The organism is Acidovorax sp. Root402 (genome assembly GCF_001425125.1).
Lineage (GTDB): Bacteria > Pseudomonadota > Gammaproteobacteria > Burkholderiales > Burkholderiaceae_C > Acidovorax > Acidovorax delafieldii.
The window spans coordinates 317,664-334,881 of the sequence record NZ_LMDQ01000014.1; the positions used below are offsets into that span (position 1 = coordinate 317,664).

At 67.3% G+C, this 17,218-nt stretch carries 16 protein-coding genes; 8 read left to right on the forward strand and 8 right to left on the reverse strand.

The features are described from left to right. Nucleotides 1–14 precede the first annotated feature (14 nt). From ASC83_RS12645 to ASC83_RS12660, 4 genes are all read right to left on the reverse strand, one after another. Entirely contained in the window at nucleotides 15–617 is a 603-nt protein-coding gene (locus ASC83_RS12645) for an isochorismatase family protein (protein WP_056062923.1), read from the reverse strand. Nucleotides 618–705: 88 nt separating this feature from the next. Then, on the reverse strand, nucleotides 706–1,620 hold the full coding sequence (locus tag ASC83_RS12650; protein WP_056062925.1) for a ribose-phosphate diphosphokinase: 915 nt from the start codon (nucleotides 1,618–1,620) through the stop codon (nucleotides 706–708). A 2-nt stretch (nucleotides 1,621–1,622) separates the two neighbouring features. Next, nucleotides 1,623–3,152: a thymidine phosphorylase family protein gene (locus ASC83_RS12655; protein WP_082522494.1), complete on the reverse strand. Its 1,530-nt coding sequence runs from the start codon at nucleotides 3,150–3,152 to the stop codon at nucleotides 1,623–1,625. 222 nt (nucleotides 3,153–3,374) lie between these two features. Further along, entirely contained in the window at nucleotides 3,375–4,547 is a 1,173-nt protein-coding gene (locus ASC83_RS12660; protein ID WP_082522495.1) for a PQQ-dependent sugar dehydrogenase, read from the reverse strand. A gap of 195 nt (nucleotides 4,548–4,742) precedes the next feature. On the opposite strand from ASC83_RS12660, the gene ASC83_RS12665 reads away from it, so the two are divergent. Further along, nucleotides 4,743–5,330 (forward strand): C40 family peptidase, encoded by a 588-nt coding sequence (locus ASC83_RS12665; protein WP_056062930.1) that lies wholly within the window; start codon nucleotides 4,743–4,745, stop codon nucleotides 5,328–5,330. Nucleotides 5,331–5,374: 44 nt separating this feature from the next. Here ASC83_RS12665 and ASC83_RS12670 read toward each other — a convergent pair whose 3' ends face one another. Further along, nucleotides 5,375–5,824 (reverse strand): hypothetical protein, encoded by a 450-nt coding sequence (locus tag ASC83_RS12670; RefSeq protein WP_235509366.1) that lies wholly within the window; start codon nucleotides 5,822–5,824, stop codon nucleotides 5,375–5,377. A 160-nt stretch (nucleotides 5,825–5,984) separates the two neighbouring features. Here ASC83_RS12670 and ASC83_RS12675 point away from each other — a divergent pair, with 160 nt between their 5' ends. The 3 genes from ASC83_RS12675 (at nucleotide 5,985) to ASC83_RS12685 (ending at nucleotide 7,638) form a co-directional block, all read left to right on the forward strand. Beyond that, nucleotides 5,985–6,692 (forward strand): adenylate/guanylate cyclase domain-containing protein, encoded by a 708-nt coding sequence (locus tag ASC83_RS12675; protein ID WP_056062933.1) that lies wholly within the window; start codon nucleotides 5,985–5,987, stop codon nucleotides 6,690–6,692. Between the two features lie 83 nt (nucleotides 6,693–6,775). Next, nucleotides 6,776–7,027, forward strand: a complete 252-nt coding sequence (locus tag ASC83_RS12680; protein WP_056062936.1) for a GlsB/YeaQ/YmgE family stress response membrane protein — start codon at nucleotides 6,776–6,778, stop codon at nucleotides 7,025–7,027. A gap of 95 nt (nucleotides 7,028–7,122) precedes the next feature. Continuing rightward, complete coding sequence (locus tag ASC83_RS12685; RefSeq protein WP_056065019.1) at nucleotides 7,123–7,638, forward strand: hypothetical protein; 516 nt, start codon at nucleotides 7,123–7,125, stop codon at nucleotides 7,636–7,638. Between the two features lie 81 nt (nucleotides 7,639–7,719). Here ASC83_RS12685 and ASC83_RS12690 read toward each other — a convergent pair whose 3' ends face one another. From ASC83_RS12690 to ASC83_RS12700, 3 genes are all read right to left on the reverse strand, one after another. After that, the gene (locus tag ASC83_RS12690) at nucleotides 7,720–9,399 is read right to left on the reverse strand and encodes a DUF6351 family protein (RefSeq protein WP_156379493.1); all 1,680 of its coding nucleotides are present in this window, start codon (nucleotides 9,397–9,399) and stop codon (nucleotides 7,720–7,722) included. Between the two features lie 189 nt (nucleotides 9,400–9,588). Beyond that, on the reverse strand, nucleotides 9,589–10,626 hold the full coding sequence (locus ASC83_RS12695; protein WP_200938932.1) for a tripartite tricarboxylate transporter substrate binding protein: 1,038 nt from the start codon (nucleotides 10,624–10,626) through the stop codon (nucleotides 9,589–9,591). A 71-nt stretch (nucleotides 10,627–10,697) separates the two neighbouring features. After that, nucleotides 10,698–11,174, reverse strand: coding sequence for a DUF3237 domain-containing protein (locus ASC83_RS12700; RefSeq protein WP_056062938.1), 477 nt, complete (start codon nucleotides 11,172–11,174; stop codon nucleotides 10,698–10,700). A 162-nt stretch (nucleotides 11,175–11,336) separates the two neighbouring features. Between ASC83_RS12700 and ASC83_RS12705 the strand changes: the two genes are divergently transcribed. The 4 genes from ASC83_RS12705 (at nucleotide 11,337) to ASC83_RS12720 (ending at nucleotide 17,171) form a co-directional block, all read left to right on the forward strand. Then, entirely contained in the window at nucleotides 11,337–12,209 is an 873-nt protein-coding gene (locus ASC83_RS12705) for a helix-turn-helix transcriptional regulator (protein WP_369816988.1), read from the forward strand. A gap of 38 nt (nucleotides 12,210–12,247) precedes the next feature. After that, nucleotides 12,248–15,058 (forward strand): DEAD/DEAH box helicase, encoded by a 2,811-nt coding sequence (locus tag ASC83_RS12710; RefSeq protein ID WP_056062941.1) that lies wholly within the window; start codon nucleotides 12,248–12,250, stop codon nucleotides 15,056–15,058. 227 nt (nucleotides 15,059–15,285) lie between these two features. Then, nucleotides 15,286–16,419, forward strand: coding sequence for a bifunctional DNA-binding transcriptional regulator/O6-methylguanine-DNA methyltransferase Ada (gene ada / locus ASC83_RS12715; protein WP_056062944.1), 1,134 nt, complete (start codon nucleotides 15,286–15,288; stop codon nucleotides 16,417–16,419). Beyond that, on the forward strand, nucleotides 16,416–17,171 hold the full coding sequence (locus tag ASC83_RS12720) for a 2OG-Fe(II) oxygenase (RefSeq protein WP_082522443.1): 756 nt from the start codon (nucleotides 16,416–16,418) through the stop codon (nucleotides 17,169–17,171). Before ada ends, ASC83_RS12720 begins: the two co-directional genes overlap by 4 nt. Nucleotides 17,172–17,218 lie beyond the last annotated feature (47 nt).

Below are 17,218 nucleotides of genomic sequence, written 5' to 3' on the forward strand. Positions count from 1 at the left end.
TGGCTTGAAAAGCGCTATTTGATCAGCCCGAGCACGTCCTTGAACGCCGGGTGCTCACAGCTGCCCAGCCATTCAAACGCCACCATCTCGGTGGTCACCAGCTCGGCGCCTGCGCCGGCCAGGCGGTCAAAGGCGGCGTCGCGGTTGCGTTCGGTGCGCGAGCCGCAGGCGTCGGTCACCACCCACACTTCAAACTCGTCGTCGATCAGGTCCAGCGCGGTCTGCAGCAGGCAGACATGGGCTTCGCACCCGGCAATCACGATGGTGCCGCGCTCTGCCGCCAGCGGGGCAGGCTTTTGCAGGTGCTTGGGCAGGCTGCGTGCGTTGCCCCCCTGGGGCTTGGCCGGCGGGCGCAGCCATTCGCCCAGGCCTTCTTCGGCGGCGCTGAAGTGCATCTTGGCCAGGGTTTTCTGGCACAGGGCGCGCAGCGCGGCGTCGTTGGCGCCCAGTCGCGAGGGGTTTTGTTCGGTGCCCCACACGGGCACATCCAGCATGCGGGCGATCTCGGCCAGGCGGCGGGCGTTGGCCAGCACGGCGGGGCCTTCGTGGATGGCGGGCATCAGGCGCTCCTGGTAGTCGACCAGGACGAGTTGGGATTCGGTGGCGTCAAGCAGCATGGTGGGACCGTTTCTGTGTTCGTTGAATCGCTGTGCGGGCGCAGCGAGGAAGGCAATGGCACATTGTCGCAGCCCGAGCCCGGGGTTTTCAGGTGCGAAGGACGGACTGCAGCGCCGTGGCCAGCGGCCCGGCCATGGCCACGGCGTTGCTCGGGTGCGGGATGCAGTCCGTGCTCCACACCTCCCCCACCCCGGCTTCATGCAGCACCTGCAGCGCATCGCCCGCAAACAGCGCATGCGTCACCGCCACATCCACCGAGGCGGCACCCGCCTGCAGCAGCAGCCGCGCGGCCAGCGCCAGCGTGCGGCCGGTGCTGGCCATGTCGTCCAGCAGCACCACCGCCCTCCCCTGGGCGTTGAGCGCGGGCAGTTCGATGGCCACGTGGCGGTCGCCATGGCGCACCTTGGTGCACACGGCATGGTCAAAGCCGTGGCGCGCGGCGGCCTGGGCGATCCACTGGGCGGATTCGCCATCGGGTCCCACCAGCAAAGCATTGGGGCGGCGCTGGGCAATCAGATCGGCCAGCGGCTCGGCGCCGCTGAGCACCACGGCCTGCGGCACGGGGATGGCCTGCTCCAGCCGTTCGATGCGGTGCAGGTGCGGGTCCACGGTGATGACGGCATCGAACAGCCCGGCCAAAAACCCACCCACCACCTGCTGGCTCACGGCCTCACCGGGATGGAAGGCGATGTCTTGCCGCATATAGGCCAGGTACGGCGCCACCAGCGTGAGGTGCTGCACACCCAGGCTGCGGGCCGTGCGTGCGGCCAGCAGCAGCTCCACCAGCTTTTCATTGGGCTGGTGCAGGCTGCGCAGCAGCAGGGCGTGGCGTGGGAGGCGGCCAGTGGTCTCGTTCACCGGCAGGCGCAGCTTGAGTTCGCCATCGGGAAAACGGTGGCGTTCGATGGCCTGGGCAGGCAAACCGGCGGCCTGCGCCAGGCGCAGCGCAGGTGCGGCTTCGTCGTCGAAATACAGCACGCACGCGGCTTCAGGTGCGGCCATGGTCAGAACTCCACAAACACGCGTGGCACCTCGTCGGCCGTGCCCAAGCGGTAGCCGCTGTCCCGCTCGCACGCGTGGCGCGCAAACTCGAGGTCAGCCGGGTAGCTGGCATGCACGCGGTACAGCAGGTCGCCCGCCGCCACGGTGTCGCCCAGCTTGTGCATCAGGTCCACCCCGGCGCCCGGCACCTTGGGCGCCCCGGCCAGCCGGGCCACGCGGGCGATCTGGTAGTTGTCGATGCCCCCCACCACGCCGCTGGCGGGAGCCACCACGTCCAGCGTCAGCACACCCAGTGCCGGGTGGTTGTGGTCAAACCCCGTGCTGCCCTGGGCGGCAATGATGGCGTTCATGCGCGCCAGCGCCCGGCCGGAGTCAAGAATGTCGCGCGCAATCGCGTAGCCGTCGCCGCCGCGCACATCAGGGTCGCACTCGATCAGGCGCCCGGCCAGGCGCAGCGCCTTCTGCCGCAGGTCGTCAGGCGCGCGCGGGTCGTTCTGCAGCACACGCATCACATCGCGCGCCTCCAGCACCGGGCCCACGCCGTTGCCCACGGGCTGGCGGCCATCGGTGATGACCACGTCCAGCGACAGGCCCATGCGCCGCGCCACATATTCAAACAGGCGGCGCAGGCGCTGCGCGTCGGGCATGGAGCGCACCTTGGCCGTGGGGCCGATGGGAATGTCGAGCACCAGGTGCGTGGCACCGGCCGCCACCTTTTTGGACAGGATGGACGCCACCATCTGCCCGGCGGAATCGATGGACAGCGGCCGCTCCACCGAGATCAGCACATCGTCGGCGGGCGACAGGTTGGCCGTGCCGCCCCAGGCCAGGCAGCCTCGGTAGTCGCGCACGATGTCGGCCAGTTGCTCCAGCGGCAGCTCCACCTTGGCCAGCACCTCCATGGTGTCGGCCGTGCCGGCAGGGGATGTGATGGCGCGCGAAGACGTCTTGGGGCACAACATGCCGTGCGCCGCCACGATGGGCACGACCAGCATGGTCGTGCGGTTGCCGGGGATGCCGCCAATGCAGTGCTTGTCCACCACCAGCGGTTCGTGCCAGTCCAGGCGCCGGCCACTGGCCACCATGGCATCGGTCAGGAAGAAGACCTCCTCCCGGTCCAGCTCGTTGCGGTGGCAAGCCACCACAAAGGCTGTGAGTTCGATCTTGGAATACCGGTGGTCGGCAATGTCACGCACGATGGCGCCAAAGTCCTCCCGCGTGAGGCGCTCGCTGGCGATCTTGCGGAACAGCGCGCCCATGGACTCGGGTGGCTCTGCCTGGGCCACCGACACGGTATGGCCGTTGTCCACGCCGAGCTGGGCAAACGCGTCTTCCGACAGGCCCAGCTCGTGGCAGCCCACGATGGCAGGGTCGTCCACCACGTTCACCGTGGCCAGGATGCGGCGGCCGTTGGCGCGCACCTCGATCTTGGACAGCGCCTGGAAGCCCTCGGCCCGGTACACGGCGCAGTCGCGGTGCAGGTAGGCGACGTTTTCTCGCCAGGTGTCGATCGCCACACGGCGCAGGGCCAGCTGAGACCGGGCCGGCGTGCTCGCCAGATCGTCGGGCGCGGTGCCCGGATTGACCGAGGCCGCAGGAGGAGCGGAGGGCGTGGCAGGGGAAGAGGTGGTGGGCTCAGCATGCATCGCGCCAGCCTATACCGAAAATACGCGCCCAGCCTGCGGGATCACCCCGGGTCCGCCGGATCGGTCACCCATCTCCGGGCTTGCTTGACCTGCATCAAGCAAAACCGGTCATGGGGCCGCAGCGGGCTGCAAGCGCAGCAACCGTCCCTGCGGGCTGTCGGTCAGCAGGTACAACAAGCCGTCTGGCCCCTGGCGTACGTCGCGGATGCGCTCGCCATTGCCTTGCAACAGCCGCTCCTCCTTTTGCACCTTGCCGCCAGACACTTCCAGCCGGTGCAGGGTGCCGAACTTGAGCGACCCTACGAACAAACTGCCCTGCCACGCTGCGCCGTAGCGCGTGCTGGTCAGAAACGCCATGCCCGAGGGGGCGATGGACGGTGTCCAGTGGTGCAGCGGCTGTTCCATGCCGGAGCGGGCCGTGCCCTCGCCCATCTTTCCGCCGCCGTAGTTCTCGCCGTAGGTGATGACAGGCCAGCCGTAGTTGCGCCCGGGCTGGGGCAGATTGATTTCGTCACCGCCCTGCGGGCCATGTTCGTGCATCCACAGCTTGCCGTCGGGGGCCATCGTGGCGCCCTGGGGGTTGCGGTGGCCGTAGCTCCAGATCTCGGGCAAGGCGGCGGGCTGCTTCACGTACGGGTTGTCGGGCGGCGCTGCTCCGTCCGGCGTGATGCGGATGACCTTGCCGTGGTGGTTGTCGAGCTTTTGGGCATCGTCCTTGCGGTGGTAGCGCTCGCCCAGCGCCACAAACAGGTTGCCGTCGCTGGCCTGGGCAATGCGGCAGCCAAAGTGCAGCGCGCTCTCCACCTTGGGCCGCTGGCTGAAGATGACGCGCACCTCCTGAAGGCTGCTGGCGTCGGCCGACAAGGTGGCGCGCGCCACCGCCGTGCTGTTGCCTGCCGCGCCACCCGCTGCGGGCTCGGCAAAACAGAAGTAGATGCGGCGGTTGCGGGCAAAGTCGTTGTCGGTCACCACGTCCAGCAGGCCGCCCTGCCCGCCTGCCGCCACTTGCGGCACTCCCGCCAGCGCAGGCCCCACCTGTCCGGCCGCGCTGACAACGCGGAGGCGCCCCGGCCGCTCGGTCACCAAGAACTGACCGCCCGGCAAAAAGGCCACCGCCCAGGGGTGGACCAGGCCGGTGGCCACCGGCACCAGCGACACCGCCGACGGCGGCACGGGGACGCCTTGGGCCTGGCTGCCTGCGTGCGCACTGGCTGCTATCAACAATATAGCTACCCGTGCTTTTTTCACTAGCACTACCTGCCGATTTAGAGTCCAACCCATGCTCTCAAGCTCCTTTTGGCCCATGGCCTTGCCACCGACCGCACCTGGGGCGGAGGCAAGCCGGTCTGGCGCGCATCTTGCAAGCGGCTTTTGCCTGTGAAAACACTGCGCCCATCGATTTATCTGAATCAAATCAACAGCTTGCAAAAATGCTTATTTTTGATAAATAACCATACCGTGTTACCCTTCGCCCCCATGTCCAGATGGTTTTGCATCCTCATCCTTGCCTGCGCCACCGCTGCGCATGCGGCGCCCCAGGGCACCAATTCTGACGATATGGACCGCTTGCTCGCGGACAAAGGGCTGTTTACCCGACTCGAAGACGTGAGCCACAAGGTGGCTGACAAGGCCCAGACCGTGGCAGGCCGCGCGGGTGACCTGGTGGTCAACGCCATGGGTTTTTTGGGTGTGCCCTACAAGCGTGGCGGCAACAGTGCCGAGACCGGCTTTGACTGCAGCGGCTTTGTGCGCGCTATCTACGAGCAGACGGTAGGGCTTTTGCTGCCCCGCCGTGCTGATCAGCAGGCAGCCGCCACCCAGGTCATCGACAAGAAAGAGCTGCAACCCGGCGACCTGGTGTTCTTCAACACCATGCGCCGCAACTTCAGCCATGTGGGCATTTATGTGGGTGACGGCAAGTTCATCCACTCGCCCCGAAGCGGCTCAGAGATCCGGGTGGAAGACATGGGCGTCGCCTACTGGGCACGCCGTTTCAACGGCGCGCGCCGTGTGACGCCGGGCGAAGGTGTCGAGAGCGCCCAGGCACCCCAGGCGCAGAAATAAATCGTAAAACGCTCCCGGCTTCCTTCATTGGCGGGCCGTGGTGATCAGGGCTTGACCACGTACACCGTCTCGGTGCTGCGGATCGGGCCGCCGGTCACATTGACCGGCCCGGCAGACGGATCGCCCCGCAGCAGCGCCTTGGCTGCTGCCATGTCAGCCTGATAACGCGCCCGGGCCTCGGACTCACACCGCTTGCGCTCAGCCGTCGGCATGGCCCGGCACTCTTCCAGGCTTACCTTGAGCCCGCCCCCCGCTTCACGAATGGCCGACTGGTAGCGCTGCTGCGGCGTGGTGTCAGGCAAAGCACCGCGCGCCAGGGATGCCTCGTCGCTTTGCGCCTGGGCGGCAGTGGGAAACGACAGCACACCGCCCAAGGCCATGGCGGCCAACAATACGGCGGCCGGGCGAGCCACCAACCGGCTCCATGACGAGCGCAGGGCCCCAGCCGGTGCAACGGAGTACGAAATGAATGGGGTGGATGACATAGTGAACATGGTGGGTACACCTTTCTGTCTTGAGAGAAGTCTGCGGCAGTTGTGGGTACGACAAGCACCCCACCACCCTTTGCGAGCCTCACTGTAGCCCCGGGCGCAACCTGCGCGGCGCCAGCACCGGCCGCGCTACCATGTCGGACACCACCCACAGGGCGTTGCCATGCACCACACCCCCGCGCTGCCCCTAGATGCTGCGACTGCACACGACAAGGGCTATCTCCGGCGCCTGCTGTCAGAGCGCAACCAGACCCCCACCAGCGGCACCGGTGCGATTGACGCCGCCATTGAACAGGCGTTTGTGCGCAGTGTCGCCATCCTGGTGCTGGACATGTGCGGCTTCTCCCGCATCACCCAGCGCCACGGCATCATTCACTTCCTGGCGATGATCCACCAGATGGAGCAGGCAGCGCGCCCTGCGATCGAAGGCAACGGCGGTGAGGTCATCAAGCAGGAGGCCGATAACCTGTTTGCGGTGTTCGCCACGCCCGAGCAAGCCCTGGAGGCCGCGCTGGACACCCTGCGCGCCCTGGGCGCCATGAACACCGTGTTGCCGCCCGAGCGGACGCTGAACGTGAGCGCAGGCATTGGCTTTGGGCCCACCCTGGTGATTGCACGCGAGGACCTGTTTGGCCCCGAGATGAACTGCGCCTGCAAACTGGGCGAAGACATTGCCACGGCCAACGAGATCCTGCTCACCGAGGCGGCTTGGGCCAGCCTGCCGAACGGGCGCTACGTGTGCTCGCGCACCGACCACCAGATATCGGGCATGGACCTGCATGCGCACCGCTTTGAGCGCTGCCTTTTTGAACGCCCCCTGCATCCGTGGGAGTCCACGTCCCACCGCGTCGCTTTGCCTGGGGGACGCTGACAGGGGGCATTGTCCGACAGCGCTTTGACTGCCCCATCTGTAAAGTGACTCTATCGTCTGAACCAACTATCAAGGGGAAAAACATGCTGTCACTTCTGGGGATGTTGCTGATTGGTTTGGTGGTGGGCTTGATTGCCCGTGCCGTCAAACCCGGGGACGACAAGCTAGGCTGGATCATGACGGCGCTGCTCGGTGTAGCGGGCTCGTTTCTGGCCAGCTACGTGGGCATGGCCATGGGCTGGTATGCGCAGGGCGACAGCGCTGGCTGGATTGCATCCGTGCTGGGCGCTGTCGCTCTGCTGGTGGTGTACGGCCTGGTCAAGGGCAAGTCCTGAGAGGTCCTGGATCTTGCCCCGCTCGCTGAGCTGCCCGCCATCTGCGCTTTGAATCACGCACTTTCGTCCTATCACCCTCCATCACGTTGTCACCCATGCCCACCTCATTGCAAATGGCCGCTGGAGACCCTGAACTGGCCGCGGTTGTACGCCGCGCCCGCAAGCTGCTGCACCGCCGCGCAATGGTGGCGGCAGCGGCCAGCGTTGTCCCGGTGCCGGGGCTGGACTGGGCGGTCGATGCTGCCCTGCTTTCCCGCCTGATCCCACAGATCAATACCGAGTTCGGCCTGTCGGCCGAGCAGATCGACCAACTGGATCCAAAAAAGCGAGAGCAGGTGCAAAAGGCGGTGGGCCTGGTGGGTTCGGTGCTGATCGGCAAGCTCATCACCCGCGAACTGGTCATCCGTGCCACCCAGACGGTGGGCTTGCGCCTGAGCACCAAGCAGGCGGCCAAGTACGTGCCCCTGGCGGGACAGGCCATCGCGGCCACCCTTGGCTACGCCACCCTGCGCTACCTGGGCGAGCAACATCTGCGTGACTGCATCCGCGTGGTGCAACAAGCCCAACTGCGGTTGCCGCCGCCCGTGGAGTCCTCAACGGTCAAGCGTTGACCCCAGGACCCGGGTGTACAGACCCAAAAAAAGGGCCCGAGGGCCCTTTCCGCTTTATTGCGGCATCGCTCAGGCCGCGCGTCAGCTGGCCGAGCAGACAAAGCTGCTGGCGTCTTCCACACTGCCCGAGCCCTTGTACTTGGCAAACTGCGGGTAGGGGCACAGCGGACGCGTGCGGTTGGGGAAGTCGGCGTTGGTGGGCAGCGCCTTGGCCGCGATGCTTTGTGGGGCAATGCCCTTCTCTACCCAATCCACCATGGTCTGGATTGAGTCGAAGTTGTCGGTGGCCGGACCGCCCGAGCAGTGGTTCATGCCCGGCACCAGGAAGGTTCGCGCAAAGTTCTGCGTAGCCGCCATGCCGCCGTTGTTAGCGGCCAGACGTTCGTAGTAGTCCACCGTGTCAAACGCCGAGAAGATCGGGTCAGACATGCCGTGAATGAACAGCAGCTTGCCGCCGCGCTGCTTGTAGGCCGCCAGTTTGTCGTCGGCATAGGTGTCGTAGACGGCAGAGTACGCGGCCATGCGTGCGGGGTCGGTATCAAAGTTGAAGGCCAGCGGGTTGAACGAGAGATCCGGCGGTGTGAAGAACTCGTTGACCAGGGCATCCACCATCAGCGTGATGTAGCGTGCGTCGGGGGTGGCCGTGGTCGAGTTACCCAGCGTCCAGGACCGCCAGCCGGGAGCCGCCAGTCCGGCATCCCAAGGCTGGCCCGCATACAGCGCCTTGCCCGCCGAGTTGCGGGGCCCGGCGAACACGCTCTTGAGCGCACCCACTTGGGCGGACGACAGGCAACTGTCGGTCTTGCCGCCCGCGCATTGCAGCACGCTGGGGTCAAACGCCTTGCAGGCGTTGACGTTCTGGGCCAGGCCGTCCACCACGCCATCGGCCGCGTCGCAGCGGGCATTGACCGCAGTGGCCACCAGTTTCAGGTCGGTGTTGCTGAAGGCGCGCGACAGGATGCGGTTGCCACTGGCGTCTTGGGGCGCAATGGCGTTGAACTGGATGGTGTTCCACATCGCGGCCACCGTGGCACCGCTGGACACGCGCATGGCGGGCGCTCCGGCGGTGATGCCGTCAAAGTAGTCCGGGAACCGCTGCGAGAACATCATGCCCTGGCGCCCGCCGCCGGAGCAGCCAGAGAAGTAGGAGTAGTCGGGCTTGCGGCCGTAGCGCGTGCTGATGAGCGACTTGGAGGCCACAGCCGTCTTGTCGTAAGAGTTGTAGGCATGGTCGGTGCGCGCCTGCGGGTCGGCGCCAAAGCTGGCGCTGGTGCCGGTATGGCCCGCATCGGTGGACACCACCGCAAAGCCCTGCCCCAGTGGCGATGGCGTGCCGCCCGAAATGCTGGAGCTGAGCGAGGTGTCGCGCAGGATGCCGTCGTTGCCGCCCCCGCCGATGAACAGAAAGCGTCCGTTCCAGCGGTCGGGCAGGCTCAACTGAAAACCGATTGCATAGTTCTTGCCATCCACACCCACACGCGGATTGATGGCACCCGTGACCACACAGTGCCCGGGCAAAAAGTCGCCCGTGGCAGCGCCGCCGGGGCGGCGCGTGCCCGGCGGCACATAGCTGGTGGACAAGTTGGTGTTGCTGAGCTGCGCGTTGGTGCTCAATGCGGCGCAAGCGGCGGCCGGGTTGGCGCTCTCGGTCACCAGCACAGCGTTGCCGCCGCCGCAGGCACTGAGCAATAACGGCAGCAGCACGGCGGCGGGCAGCGCAACGCGTTGCGCGATGGGGGTATCCAGCGAAAGGGACGGCATGGTGGTCTCCTCGGTTGATCGGTCTTGTGGGGTTGAACCTTTGGCGCAGCAACGCCCGGCGACGGCCGTCAGGGCGTCGCTGAGGAAGGTGCGCGGATTTTTTGGTAATCGGACGGCGTTGCCCCTATCGCCTGGCGCCGCCCTGCGAGCGGAATGCGTAGCGCCCGGCAATCACTGGGCAGTGCCGACTCAGTCGGCCTTGAAGCCCGTGGCGGCCACGGCCTTGCCCCAGGTCACCGTGTCGGCCGCGATGATGCGGGCGAACTCCTCGCGGTTGGTGCCCGTCACGCGGAAACCAGCCTCTTCCATCTTGGCCTTGCCCTCAGGCGACTGTACGGCCTTGATGATGTCGGCGCTCAGCTTGGCGACGATCTCGGGGGGCGTCTTGGCCGGGGCCACGATGCCAAACCAGGAGTTGAACTCCAGGCTGGGGTAGCCCTGCTCCTTGATGGTGGGCACATCGGGCAGTGCGTTGGACCGGGTGCCGCCTGTGGTGCCCAGCGCTACCAGCTTGCCAGCCTTCACGTTGGGCGCAGCCAGGCCCACGCTGGCAAACACGCCCTGCACATCACCGCTGAACAGGCCGCCCAGCGCGTCGGTGGTGTTCTTGTAGTGCACCGGTTCGGGCTTGAGCTTCACGGCCTCGCCAAACATGAAGGCGCCAAAGTGCCCCGGGGTACCCGCGCCAAAGGTGGCCAGGAACAGGCCCTTTTGCTGCTGGGTCCAGGCCACAAAGTCCTTCACATTGCGCGACGGCACCTTTTGTGGGTTGACGAGCAACGCGAAGTCGGCGGTGACCACCTGGCTCACGGGCGCAAAGTCCTTTTGCGGGTCGTAGGGCAGCTTGTTGTAGCTGCTGGGCGCAATGCTGAGCTGTCCGGTTTCGCCCAGCATCAGCGTGTAGCCATCAGGGGTGGCGCGTGCGGCCTCGGTCGCAGCGATCAGCCCCCCGGCGCCGGGCTTGTTGTCCACGATCACGCCCAGGTTGCCCCAGCCTTCCGACAGCTTCTGCGCCAGCAACCGCGCCACGATGTCCGGCCCCGTGCCTGCCGGAAAGCCCACGATGATGCGCACCGGCTTGTTGGGGTAACTTGCCGTCTGCGCCAGGGCGCCAGTGGCGGGGGCCAGGCCCGCCACCACCGTGGCTGCCAGGCAGACGCTGCGCAGGGCATGCCGACGGGAGAAGTTGCGGGACAGGGTACGGGTGAGCGTCGAAAAAGAGGTCATGACAAGGTCTCCAGGGTGTTGTTGTGTGCTGTCGGTCATCAAAAAAAGCGAAATGCGGGACTGCTGTGCGGCTACATCAGCTCCCAGAACCGCATGGCTACTGCATCGGGAAACCGCGCACCGGTGCCCGTGAACATGCGCTCCCCGATCCATCGCAACGCGGGAGACGCTGTCTCGAACTGGGGGCTGCAGCGAAAGTAGATCTGCGCAGGGTCCACCACCTCGCCACGCACCAGGCGCGCCATCAGCTCGGGCGGGCCGGACCGCACGGCGCGGTTTTGCACATAGATCAAGTCGCCGCCATCCGCCTCCAGCGTGTAGCGCGCGTCCAGCTCGGCCAGGGTGTCGCTCACGATCAGCTGAAAATCCGCACCGCCGGGCATCACCCGGGCCTGCCAGCCATCGCCCTGGGCCTTACCGCCCAGGATGGGGATGAGCCGGCGCAGGCCGTGTACGGTGCGGCCCACCTCCTGGGGTACGCCCACCTCCACGCGCAGGTCGGCAAAAAATCGCAAACGGGGTTCCACAAAGGGCACGGGTTCGGTCATGGGCTCCATCTTTCGGGTGTCTGGTAGGCAAGCGGCCAGGGGCGGCGTGCACCCAGCCTGCTTGCGGGGTTGCACCTAGCGTAAATCCCGTGGCGCTTGACCCCTGTCATCCCTGAAGATGACAGCAATGACAAAGCCCACCCGGCATACCCCGCGCAACCCATTAGGCACTGGCTCCCTGCAAGCACATCCGGCGGCGGCATCACGCCCCCGCCCAACCTCACGGGCTCGGCCCTGGGCGCCATGGTTCACCAGCTGGGCGATGACGGGTTTGCCTGCGGCATGCTGCAGGAGCTGGCACCCGTTCTGCCCGCAGCGTCGTGGTCGGTGTACCGCACCGGGCGCCATTGCAAACCCACCTTGTTCATGTCGGCCAGTTACGGCATTCCCGACACCACGCAGGACTGCTGGTGGGCCTACCTGTCAGGCCCCTACCGCACCGACCGCACCTGGGGCCGCTCGCTGGACGAAGCCGCCCCGGCCGAAGCGCCCACCCAGTTGTGCCACCTGACGGCGCCCGAGGTGGACGCAGAACACCGCGCCCGCGTATACGAGGCCCATGGCGTGGCCGAGCGGGTGTCGGTGGTCGAACACGAGAGCGATGGCTCGGTCTTTGCCGTCAACTTCTACCGCCACCAGCACCAAAAGCCCTTCCAGGACCGGCAGATCAGCGACTTTGAGGGCATGGCCCCGGTGCTGCTGGCGCTGACCCGCAAGCACATCGCCCTGGCCCAGCGCCCCGGGGTGTTGCAACCCCCACTGCAGCCCCCGCCACAGGCCACCGCGCCCGCGCTGTCCCACAGCCTGCCCGCACTGCGCGAACGCCTGCTGCGCGCCCACGCAGGGCTGACCGAGCGCGAGCTGGACGTGTGCGCCCGCCTGTTGCAAGGCATGACGCAGGAAGGCATTGCCTGCGACCTGGGCCTGAGCCTGCCCACCGTCAAAACCTACCGCAACCGCGCATTCAGCCGCCTGGGCATCCACTTTCGCAACGAGCTGTTTGCACTGGCGCTGGGCACCCAACGCAGCGTTTAGACGAAAGGGCACGCCACGCATGGGCACAATGCCAGCCCATGCCCAGCCTGCCGCAGTCACCCGTTCCACCCACGCCCCCTGCAGGTCGGGCCCATGTGGTCGCGCAATGGGCCCAGGCCCTGCGCAACCGGGCTGACAGTGCCGCCCTGCAGCAGCTGCCCCCGCTGACCGACGCCGAGGCCGCGCAGGTCATGGCCCAGCTGCGGGGCGACGGCAGCCACCCGCCGGGCCACAGCCCGGCGCCCAACACACCCGATGGCGTCGTCCCCGGCCACTTTCGCCCGCGCATCACCCTCATGACGCTGGGTCGGGGCGATGGGCTGCTGGGCATGGCGCCCCAGGGCAAGCTGGGCCCGCGTGGTGACAGCGTGACGCTGGTGCAGATTGACTGGACCTACCGCACCGACGATGGCGCCACCTGGCAGACGCCGGCCCCCACCTCCATCCTCAACGCGCGCCCGGCCCCGGTGCAAGACCTGTTCGACACAGGTGGCCCAGTGGTGCGCATGCAGCGCAACCTGGCCGCCGAGGCCGACGCCATGGACCGCGTGTGGGACCTGGGCCTGACCCCTGTAGACCCCAAAAGCCTGCAGTGGCGCCACCGCGCAGCCGCTACCACGCTGGGCCCTGTGTGGACGCTGGCGCAGGAGGCGCACTTTGGCGACTTCTGGGCCGACGTGGTTCCCCAGTTGCGCACCGAGGGCTGGAGCGTGGTGGTACACCCCGGCTTTGCGCACGAAAGCGTGCCTGTGTCGCGCTGGAAGCTGGTCATCGCCCCCGACACTGGCGAGCTGCTGGCCAAGGAAGTCGATGGCCCGCTGGGCACACGCCAGCGCCCCCTGCAAAAGCTCATGCTGCCCGAACGCGAGGGCGCCTGGCTGCTCAGCCTGGGCATCGAGATCGACGGTGAAACGCTGGACCTGGCCCCCATGCTGGCCGACCTGCTGCGCCGCGACGCCCGCTGGCTCAACGCGCGGCAGATGGCCGCCATCGATGACATCGCCATCATTTCGCTGCGTGCGCCCGGCGGCAAGCGCATCGAGGCGCCTGCCGGGCCACTCAAGGCCATCGTGGGCGCCATGGTGGACTTGCTGACCGACCCCACCCGCAAACAGCTGAAGGACGGCGACCAGCTGCGCCTGGGCGCGTGGGAGGCGCGCCGCATCGAGGCTCTGCGTGCCGGGCTCGTGCAGGTGCACCGCGTGGGCACGGTGAACGGCTGGAACAACGACTGGCAGTTGCAAGGCGACGTGGGCTTGGCGCAGCTCGCCAAGCGCCTGCGCTCTATCGGTGCGCCCCAGCCGGTGGCCGCACCGCAGGGCCTGCAGGTGCAGCTGCGCCCCTACCAGCTTGAAGGCCTGGCCTGGCTGCAGTACCTGCGCGCCCAGGGCCTGGGCGGCATCCTGGCCGACGACATGGGCCTGGGCAAAACCGCACAGGCGCTGGCCCATGTGCTGACCGAAAAGGAGGCCGGGCGGCTGAAGCGCCCGGCGCTGGTGGTGCTACCCACCTCGCTACTCTTCAACTGGCAGGCCGAGGCCGCGCGCATGGCACCAAGCCTTCGCGTGCTCGCCCTGCATGGCGCGGACCGTGGCAAACGTTACCTGCGCATCGCTGACCACAACCTGGTGCTGACCACCTATCCGCTGCTCTGGCGCGATGTGGAGGCGCTGGCCGCCGAGCCCTTTCACTTGCTGATCCTGGACGAGGCCCAGATGGTGAAAAACGCCGGCAGCCGCAGTGCCCGCGCCCTGCGCAAGCTGCAGGCGCCGCACCTGCTGTGCCTGACCGGCACGCCGCTGGAAAACCACCTGGGCGAGCTGTGGGCGCAGTTCGACTTTTTGATGCCTGGCTTTCTGGGCGATGTGCGCAGCTTCAACGCCCGCTGGCGCAAGCCCATCGAGGAAAACGGCGAAACCCTGCGCGCCCAGCTGCTGTCGCAGCGTGTGCGCCCCTTCATCCTGCGCCGCCGCAAGCAGGACGTGGCCACCGAACTGCCGCCGCGCACCGAAACCATCCTGCGCGTGCAATTGCAAGGCAAACAGCGTGAGCTGTACGAGGCCGTGCGCACCACGGCCGACAAGCAGGTGCGCCGCGCACTGGAGCGGCAGGGTTTTGAAGGCTCGCAAATCGCCATCCTGGACGCGTTGCTCAAGCTGCGCCAAGTCTGCTGCGACCCACGATTGGTCAAAGGCACCACGAAAACGGCCCACTCGATGGAGCGCGCCAAGCTCGAACTGCTGGCCGACCTGTTGCCCGCCCTGGTCGATGAAGGCCGCCGCGTGCTGGTGTTCTCGCAGTTCACCGAAATGCTGGGCCTGGCAGCCGAGATGCTCGACAACCTGGCCCTGCCCTACCTCACACTCACCGGCCAGACGCCCCCCCGCCAGCGTGGCGCGGTGGTGCGGCAGTTCCAGTCGCAGGACGCAACCAGCGCCCCCATCCTGCTGGTCAGCCTCAAGGCCGGGGGCCTGGGCCTGAACCTCACGGCCGCCGACACCGTGATCCACCTGGACCCCTGGTGGAACCCTGCCGTGGAAGAACAGGCCACCGCGCGCGCCCACCGCATCGGGCAGGACCAGCCCGTGTTTGTCTACAAGCTGGTGGTCGAAGGCAGCATCGAAGAGCGCATGCTGGAGCTGCAGGCCCGCAAGGGCGCGCTGGCCCAGGGCGTGCTGGGGCACGATGCCGAAGGCGCAGTCAAGTTCAGCGAGGCCGACCTGCACGCGCTGCTGGCCCCCTTGACCGAACCGGCCAACAACCCGCTGGGCATACCCGGCGAAGACGCGCTGCGCTGGGGTGGCACGGGCAAACGGCGGCCCCGGCCGCTGCAGCCACCTGAAACCTGAGTTTGGGGCGTTTTTACCTTGTAGCGCTAGTAAATCAAACGCTGGCAGCTATCAATAAATGAGCGCACTCATCCGTGCGGGGAGCCTTGCGCAAAAGCGCAGAATTCAAAAGCAAGCTTCGGAGTGCGCCCCTCGGCCTCCGTCCCTAGAGTGCATGGCATTGCAACCCACCTTGTGAGCCCTGCACCATGATGAATGTGACCGCCCTTCTTCCCCGCAGCACCCCCATGCCCACCCGCCACCGTCCCAACACCAAAGCCGAGCAGGCAGCCGCCACCCAGGCCGACCCGCGCTGGGCGGCAGTGGTGGCGCGCAGCACTGAGGCCGATGGAACGTTCTGGTACTCGGTGCAGACCACGGGCGTGTACTGCCGCCCCAGCTGCGCGTCGCGCACACCCCGGCCAGAGAACGTGCTGTTCCATGCCAGTTGCGACGATGCGGAGCGCGCCGGGTTCCGCCCCTGCCAGCGCTGCAAGCCGCGCCAGGCCACCGCGCTGTCGCACCACGCGGCGCTGGTGACGGAAGCCTGCCGCATCATCGAAAGCGCCGCGCCCGGTGAGGCCCCCACCCTCGATGCACTGGCAACCCGCGTGGGGCTGAGTGCCTCGCACCTGCACCGCATCTTCAAGCAGGCCACGGGCCTCACCCCCAAGGCCTATGCGGTGGCCCAGCGCGCGCAGCGGCTTCGCAGTGCGCTCGACAGCCCGACCACGGACTCGGTGACGGACGCCATCTATGGCGCGGGCTACCAGTCCAGCAGCCGGTTTTACGAACAGTCGGCCCAGGTGCTGGGCATGCGGCCCAGCCACTACCGTGCGCGGGGTGCGTCGCAGGACATCCGCTTTGCCATCGGCCAGTGCTCGCTGGGCGCGATTCTGGTGGCGCAGAGCGACCGGGGCATCTGCGCGATCTTGCTGGGCGACGACCCCGACGCGCTGCTGCGCGAGCTGCAGGACCGGTTTGTGCAGGCCCGACTGATTGGCGGCGACACCGCGTTTGAAGCCCTGGTGGCACACGTGGTGGCGTTTGTCGAGGCCCCGGGCCTGGGGCTGAACCTGCCGCTGGATGTGCGCGGCACCGCGTTCCAGCAGCGGGTGTGGCGGGTGCTGCAGGCCATCCCGGCCGGTCAGACGGCCAGTTATGCCGAGGTGGCCCAGCGCATCGGCAGCCCCAAGGCCGTGCGGGCCGTGGCCCAGGCCTGCGCAGCCAATGGGCTGGCAGTGGCCATCCCGTGCCACCGGGTGGTGAAGAGCGATGGAGCGCTGTCGGGCTACCGCTGGGGCGTCGAGCGCAAACGCGCCCTGCTGGCGCGCGAGTCCGACGCAGAAGCGGCCCCGCTGCCGGCAGAGAAGGTGGCATGAGCGTGGCGGCTTTTTCCAGCCCGGGCACTCTGGCGGATAGCGTGTGGCACCAACGCGCGGCCACCATCGACTGGCAAACCGCCAGCGAGGCCCTGCGCCAGCAAGGCAATGCCGTGCTGCCCCGGTTGCTGAATACTGCCGAGTGCGCCGCCCTGGCGCAGTTGTACGGCCACGCGCAAGAGGGCACCTTTCGCAGCCGCGTGGTGATGCAGCGCCACGGCTTTGGCCAGGGTGAATACCGGTATTTCAGCTACCCGCTGCCCGACCTGGTGGCGGGCCTGCGCGGGGCGCTGTATCCACATCTGGCCCCCATCGCCAACCAATGGAACACCGCGATGGGCATCGACGTGCGCTACCCCGCGCAGCATGCCGACTTCATCGCCCGTTGCCACGCCGCAGGCCAGGTGCGTCCCACCCCGCTGCTGCTGCAGTACGCCGCTGGCGACTACAACTGCCTGCACCAGGACCTGTACGGCGAACATGTGTTTCCGCTGCAGGTGGCCATCCTGCTGTCGGAGCCGGGGCGAGACTTCACCGGCGGCGAGTTCGTGCTGACCGAGCAGCGCCCGCGCATGCAGTCGCGGGCCGAGGTGGTGCCGCTCTCGCGCGGCGACGCCGTGGTGTTTGCCGTGCACCACCGCCCCGAGCAGGGCACGCGCGGGCCCTACCGCGTGCAGATGCGCCATGGCGTGAGCCGCTTGCGCAGCGGGCAGCGGCACACGCTGGGCATCATCTTTCATGATGCTGAATGAGGTTGTCACCGCCAAAGCCGTTGCAGGCAGCCCCTCGCCAAAGATGA